The sequence below is a fragment of the Streptomyces sp. NPDC057271 genome, from assembly GCF_042668715.1.
GTDB lineage: Bacteria > Actinomycetota > Actinomycetes > Streptomycetales > Streptomycetaceae > Streptomyces.
Window position 1 is genome coordinate 67,800 of the sequence record NZ_JBHUYJ010000030.1, and the last position, 6,000, is coordinate 73,799.

At 70.4% G+C, this 6,000-nt stretch carries 4 protein-coding genes and 2 tRNA genes; 4 read left to right on the forward strand and 2 right to left on the reverse strand.

Features of this window, described 5'->3' with window-relative positions; translation table 11 throughout:
* Nucleotides 1-70: 70 nt before the first annotated feature.
* Both ACFUJR_RS16730 and ACFUJR_RS16735 read right to left on the reverse strand, forming a co-directional pair.
* Nucleotides 71-143, reverse strand: a tRNA-Asn gene (locus tag ACFUJR_RS16730).
* 5 nt (nucleotides 144-148) lie between these two features.
* Nucleotides 149-221: transfer RNA gene (locus ACFUJR_RS16735), tRNA-Asn, on the reverse strand.
* A gap of 169 nt (nucleotides 222-390) precedes the next feature.
* Between ACFUJR_RS16735 and ACFUJR_RS16740 the strand changes: the two genes are divergently transcribed.
* From ACFUJR_RS16740 to ACFUJR_RS16755, 4 genes are all read left to right on the forward strand, one after another.
* Complete coding sequence (locus ACFUJR_RS16740) at nucleotides 391-693, forward strand: YtxH domain-containing protein (protein WP_383170335.1); 303 nt, start codon at nucleotides 391-393, stop codon at nucleotides 691-693.
* Nucleotides 694-820: 127 nt separating this feature from the next.
* The gene (locus ACFUJR_RS16745) at nucleotides 821-2,287 is read left to right on the forward strand and encodes an FGGY family carbohydrate kinase (RefSeq protein ID WP_383170333.1); all 1,467 of its coding nucleotides are present in this window, start codon (nucleotides 821-823) and stop codon (nucleotides 2,285-2,287) included.
* Between the two features lie 90 nt (nucleotides 2,288-2,377).
* On the forward strand, nucleotides 2,378-4,111 hold the full coding sequence (locus ACFUJR_RS16750) for an ABC transporter ATP-binding protein (protein WP_383170331.1): 1,734 nt from the start codon (nucleotides 2,378-2,380) through the stop codon (nucleotides 4,109-4,111).
* Nucleotides 4,111-6,000, forward strand: a 1,890-nt coding sequence (locus ACFUJR_RS16755) for an ABC transporter ATP-binding protein (protein ID WP_383170329.1), incomplete at its 3' end; no start/stop codon positions are given. The genes ACFUJR_RS16750 and ACFUJR_RS16755, both read left to right, overlap by 1 nt.

Consider the following 6,000-nt stretch of genomic DNA (forward strand, 5'->3'; position numbering starts at 1 on the left):
AGGACCGCGCAGCGTGGCGCATGGTTCCCGGACATGAGAAAAAGGACCCCGAAGGGTCCTCTTCCGCTCGCTCCCCCGGCTGGACTCGAACCAGCAACCCTCCGGTTAACAGCCGAATGCTCTGCCAATTGAGCTACAGGGGATCGCGCTCCCCCGACTGGACTCGAACCAGTAACCTGCCGGTTAACAGCCGGCTGCTCTGCCAATTGAGCTACAGGGGATTGCTGCGTTGCACCGAACGGATCCACCTCGGGTGTTCCCGGGCGGCGCTCGCTCGCTGCGACACATACATTAGCGCAAGCAGGGGGGTGCTCCGCCAATCGGTATGCCGTGGGCGCTCGTGGGCACCAGTGAAGGATCAGGGAAGCTCAAGGGAAGGGTGGTGCCGCCGTGCGGTACAAGCTGACGTTCGTCGTGGGGCTGGCCGTCGGTTACGTCCTCGGCACGCGCTCCGGGCGCGAGCGCTACGAGCAGATGAAGAAGTCCGCGCGGGACATCTCGCAGAACCCGGCGGTGCGCAACGCCGCCGAGTCCGCGGCGCAGACCGGGCGGCAGGTCGCCGGCAAGGCGTTCCACGCCGTGAGCGACAAGGTGGGCGACAAGCTGCCGGTCTCGGTCACCGACCGGATCCACGCGCTGCGCCACCACAACGGCCAGGTGACCGAGGACGACTGGGGTGTGAGCAACACCTAGCCGGGCGGTCTCCGGCACGGCGGCGGCGGCCGAGCAGGCCGCCCGGAGGGCGGGCATGTGCCCGAAAGCGCGTCCCCTACCCCGTGCACGCTCCCCGTACTCCCCCGCGTGCGGCAGAATCTCCTTCATGGGGATAGTCGCCGGCTTGGACAGCTCTGCCGAGTTCACACGCATCGTCGTCTGCGACGCGGACACGGGCGCCGTGCTGCGCCAGGGGTACGCCCCGCACCCGGGTGAGCCCAAGGCCACCGATGTCGACCCGCAGGCCTGGCTGCTCTCGCTCGGCGAGGCCGCCGGCGGCGGGCTGCTCGAAGGGGTGCAGGCCATCGGCGTCTCCGCACAGCAGCACGGCCTCGTGCCGCTCGACCCGCAGGGCGCCCTCGTGCGGCCCGCGATGGTCGGCAACGACAAGCGGGCCCAGGTCGCCGCCGCGGATCTGATCGAGGCGTTCGGCGGGCGGCAGGCCTGGGCCGAGGCCGTCGGCTCCGTGCCGCAGGCCGGACAGCCCGTAGCCAAGCTCCGCTGGCTCGCCCGGTCCGAGCCGGAGAACGCCCAGCGTGTCGCGATGCTCCTCCAGCCGCACGACTGGCTGGTCTGGCAGCTCCTCGGACGCCCCGTGCGCCGCACCACCGACCGCGGCGCGGCCTCCGCCACCGGCTACTGGTCGGCGGGCGCCGGTGCCTACCGCCCCGACCTGGTCGAGCTGGCCCTCGGCCACCAGGCCGTACTCCCCGAGGTCCTCGGCCCGGCCGACGCCGCCGGGACCACCCCCGAGGGGCTCCTGATCTCCGCCGGCACGGGCGAGACGATGGCCGCCGCGCTCGGGCTCGGGCTCGGCCCCGGCGACGCGGTCGTCTCCCTCGGCGCCTCCGGCTCCGTGATGGCCGTGCACCACGAGGCGCTCGCCGACCCGCAGGGCCTGATCACCTCCTTCGCCGACGCGACCGGGATGCACCTGCCCGTCGTCCACACCTCCAACGCGGTGCGGGCGCTCCGCGGCACCGCCGAGATGCTCGGCGTGGAGAGCCTGGATGAGCTGTCCGCGCTGGCGCTCAAGTCGACGCCCGGCTCCTCCGGGCTCGTCCTCCTGCCGTACCTGGAGGGCGAGCGCACCCCGCAGCTGCCGCACACCGCCGGCACGCTCAGCGGGCTGCGCCGCGAGTCGATGAAGCCCGAGCACCTCGCGCGGGCCGCGTTCGAGGGCATGCTCTGCTCGCTCGCCGACGCCATGGACGTCCTGCGCGGACGCGGCGTCGAAGTCCGCCGGGTGTTCCTGCTCGGCGCCGCGGCCGGGCTGCCCGCCGTCCAGGCGATCGCCCCCGCGATCTTCGGCGCACAGGTCGTCGTACCGCAGCCCGCGGACTACGCGGCGCGCGGCGCCGCGCGGCAGGCCGCGTGGGCGCTCGGGGTCGCGCGCGGGACGCTCTCCCCGGCCGCTCCCCCGGCCTGGCAGGGCGCCGCCGCGCAGGTCTTCGAGCCGGGTGCGGGGGTCTCCCCGACGGAGTCAGGGGGAGAGCTGGCGGTCGGCCAGGCGGTGCGGCAGCAGTACGCGGCCACGCGGGAGCAGACCCACCCGGGCGCGTTCGGCGCGTAGCGGCAACGGATTCGGCTGGTAGCGGAGTCCGTTCAAGACTCGACAAAACTCGCTCGTAACGCCCCGGGAGCGCGGGCGATAGTAGAACCCGTGCTCCTACGACTTCTCCGAACCCACCTTCGACCGTACAGAAAGCCCATCGGACTGCTGGTCCTGCTGCAGTTCCTGCAGACCTGCGCGTCCCTCTACCTGCCGAGCCTGAACGCGGACATCATCGACAACGGTGTCGTGAACGGTGACACCGGCTACATCCTGCTGTTCGGCGCCGTGATGATCGCCGTCTCGGTGGTGCAGGTCGTCTGCAACGTCGGCGCGGTGTACTACGGGGCGCGCACCGCCTCCGCCCTCGGCCGGGACGTCCGCGCGGCGGTCTTCGAGCGGGTGCAGTCCTTCTCCGCCCGCGAGGTGGGACAGTTCGGCGCGCCGTCGCTGATCACCCGGACCACCAACGACGTCCAGCAGGTCCAGATGCTGGTCCTGATGGCGTTCACACTGATGGTCTCCGCGCCGATCATGTGCGTCGGCGGCATCGTCATGGCGCTCGGGCAGGATGTGCCGCTGTCGGCGGTGCTGCTCGCGGTCGTGCCGGTCCTCGGCGTCTCGGTCGCGCTGATCGTGAAGCGGATGCGCCCGCTGTTCCGGACCATGCAGGAGCGGCTCGACACGGTGAACCGGGTGCTGCGCGAGCAGATCACCGGCAACCGCGTGATCCGCGCCTTCGTGAAGGACGACTACGAGCGCGATCGGTTCAAGGTCTCGAACACCGAGCTGACCGACGTCTCGATGGCGACCGGCCGGCTGATGGCGCTGATGTTCCCGACGGTGATGACGGTCGTGAACGTCTCCAGCGTCGCGGTGGTCTGGTTCGGAGCACACCGCATCGCCGACGGCGGGATGCAGATCGGCGCGCTGACCGCGTTCCTCGCCTATCTGACGCAGATCGTGATGGCCGTGATGATGGCCACCTTCATGTTCATGATGGTGCCGCGGGCCGAGGTGTGCGCCGAGCGCATCGAGGAGGTCCTCGCCACGGAGAGCAGCGTCGTGCCCCCGGCCGAGCCGGTGCGCGAGCTGGGGCGGCGCGGCCACCTGGAGGTCCGGAGCGCGGAGTTCCGTTATCCGGGCGCCGAGGAATCGGTCCTGCGGGACGTGGAGCTGGTGGCGCGGCCCGGCGAGACGACGGCGATCATCGGCTCGACGGGCAGCGGCAAGTCGACGCTCCTCGGCCTGGTGCCGCGGCTGTTCGACGTGACCGGCGGCGAGGTGCTCGTCGACGGCGTGGACGTACGGAAGCTGGAACGGGCGCTGATGGCACGGACGGTCGGGCTCGTCCCGCAGAAGCCGTACCTCTTCTCCGGCACGGTCGCGACGAACCTGCGGTACGGCAATCCCGACGCGACCGACGACGAGCTGTGGCACGCGCTGGAGGTGGCGCAGGCGGCCGACTTCGTGAAGAGGCTGGAGCACGGCCTGAACGCACCGATCGCGCAGGGCGGCACGAACGTCTCCGGCGGCCAGCGGCAGCGGCTCGCGATCGCCCGGACCCTGGTGCAGCGGCCGGAGATCTATCTCTTCGACGACTCGTTCTCCGCGCTCGACTACCAGACCGACGCGCTGCTGCGGGAGGCGTTGAGGACGGAGACGGCGGATTCGACCGTCGTGATCGTCGCCCAGCGGGTGTCGACCATCCGGGACGCCGACCGGATCGTGGTCCTCGACGAGGGCCGGGTCGTGGGCACCGGGCGCCATCACGAGCTGATGGCGGGCAATGAGACGTACCGGGAGATCGTGCTCTCCCAGCTGACCGAGGCGGAGGCAGCCTGATGGCCGGTCCTGGCGGACGGATGATGGCCGGTGGCGGCCCCGACCAGCGGTCGATGGACTTCAAGGGCTCCGGCAAGCGGCTGCTGAGGCAGCTGACGCCGGAGCGGGGCGCGCTCTGGCTGATGCTGATCGCCTGTGTGCTCAGCGTGGCGGCCTCGGTGGTCGGTCCGAAGATCCTCGGCAAGGCGACCGACCTGGTCTTCGCGGGCGTGGTCGGACGGCAGATGCCCGACGGCACGACGAAGTCGCAGGCGATCGAGGGCCTGCGGGCCGAGGGCGACGACGGGATGGCGGACATGCTGTCCGGGGTGGACTTCACCCCCGGGCAGGGCATCGACTTCTCGGCCGTCGGCGAGGTGCTGCTCTGGGTCCTGGCGATCTATGTGGCGGCCGGTCTGCTCATGCTCGTGTCGACCCGGATGTCGATCAAGGTGATCAACCGGACGGTCTACCGGATGCGGGAGGACGTCCAGGCGAAGCTGGCGCGGCTGCCGCTGTCGTACTTCGACAAGGCCAAGCGCGGTGAGGTGCTGAGCCGGGCGACCAACGACATCGACAACATCTCGCAGACGCTCCAGCAGTCGATGGGACAGCTGATCAACTCGCTGCTCACCATCGTCGGTGTGCTGGCGATGATGTTCTGGATCTCGCCGCTCCTCGCGCTGGTGGCGCTGGTGACCGTACCGGTGTCGGTGGTCGTGGCGACGAAGGTCGGCAAGCGGTCGCAGCCCCACTTCGTGCAGCAGTGGCGCTCCACGGGCACGCTCAACGCCCACGTGGAGGAGATGTACACCGGGCACGCGCTGGTGAAGGTCTTCGGGCGGCAGGACGAGTCGGCCGCGGACTTCCGCGAGCAGAACGAGGCGCTGTACGAGGCGGGCTTCAAGGCCCAGTTCAACAGCGGTGTCATGCAGCCGGTGATGTTCTTCGTCTCGAACCTCAACTACGTGCTCGTCGCCGTGGTCGGCGGGCTGCGGGTGGCGAGCGGCACGCTGTCGATCGGTGACGTGCAGGCCTTCATCCAGTACTCACGCCAGTTCTCGATGCCACTGACGCAGGTCGCGTCGATGGCGAACCTCGTGCAGTCGGGCGTCGCCTCGGCCGAGCGGATCTTCGAGCTGCTCGACGCCGCGGAGCAGGCACCGGACGCGCCGAGGAGCGAGCGAAGCGGGATGGGGGCACCCCCGTCCGGAGGCTGGGGGAGGCCGTCCGAGTCGCTCGGCAAGGTCGCCCTGGAGCAGGTGGCGTTCCGCTACGAGCCGGACAAGCCGCTCATCGAGGACCTCTCGCTGACCGTGGAGCCGGGCCAGACGGTCGCGATCGTCGGCCCGACCGGCGCCGGCAAGACCACGCTGGTCAATCTGCTGATGCGGTTCTACGAGGTGACGGGCGGCCGCATCACCCTCGACGGCGTGGACGTGGCCGGTATGACCCGCGAGGACCTCAGGTCCGGCATCGGCATGGTCCTCCAGGACACCTGGCTGTTCGGCGGGACGATCGCCGAGAACATCGCCTACGGAGCCAGTGGCGAGGTCACCCGGAAGCGGATCGAGGAGGCGGCGCGCGCCGCACACGCCGACCGGTTCATCCGGACCCTGCCCGACGGCTACGACACGGTCCTCGACGACGACGGCGGGAACGTCAGCGCGGGCGAGAAGCAGCTGATCACGATCGCGCGGGCATTCCTGTCCGACCCCGTGATCCTGGTCCTCGACGAGGCGACCAGCTCGGTCGACACCCGCACCGAGGTCCTCATCCAGAAGGCGATGGCCCGGCTGTCCCACGGGCGTACGTCGTTCGTGATCGCGCACCGGCTCTCCACCATCAGGGACGCGGACGTGATCCTGGTGATGGAGAACGGCTCGATCGTCGAACAGGGCACGCACGAG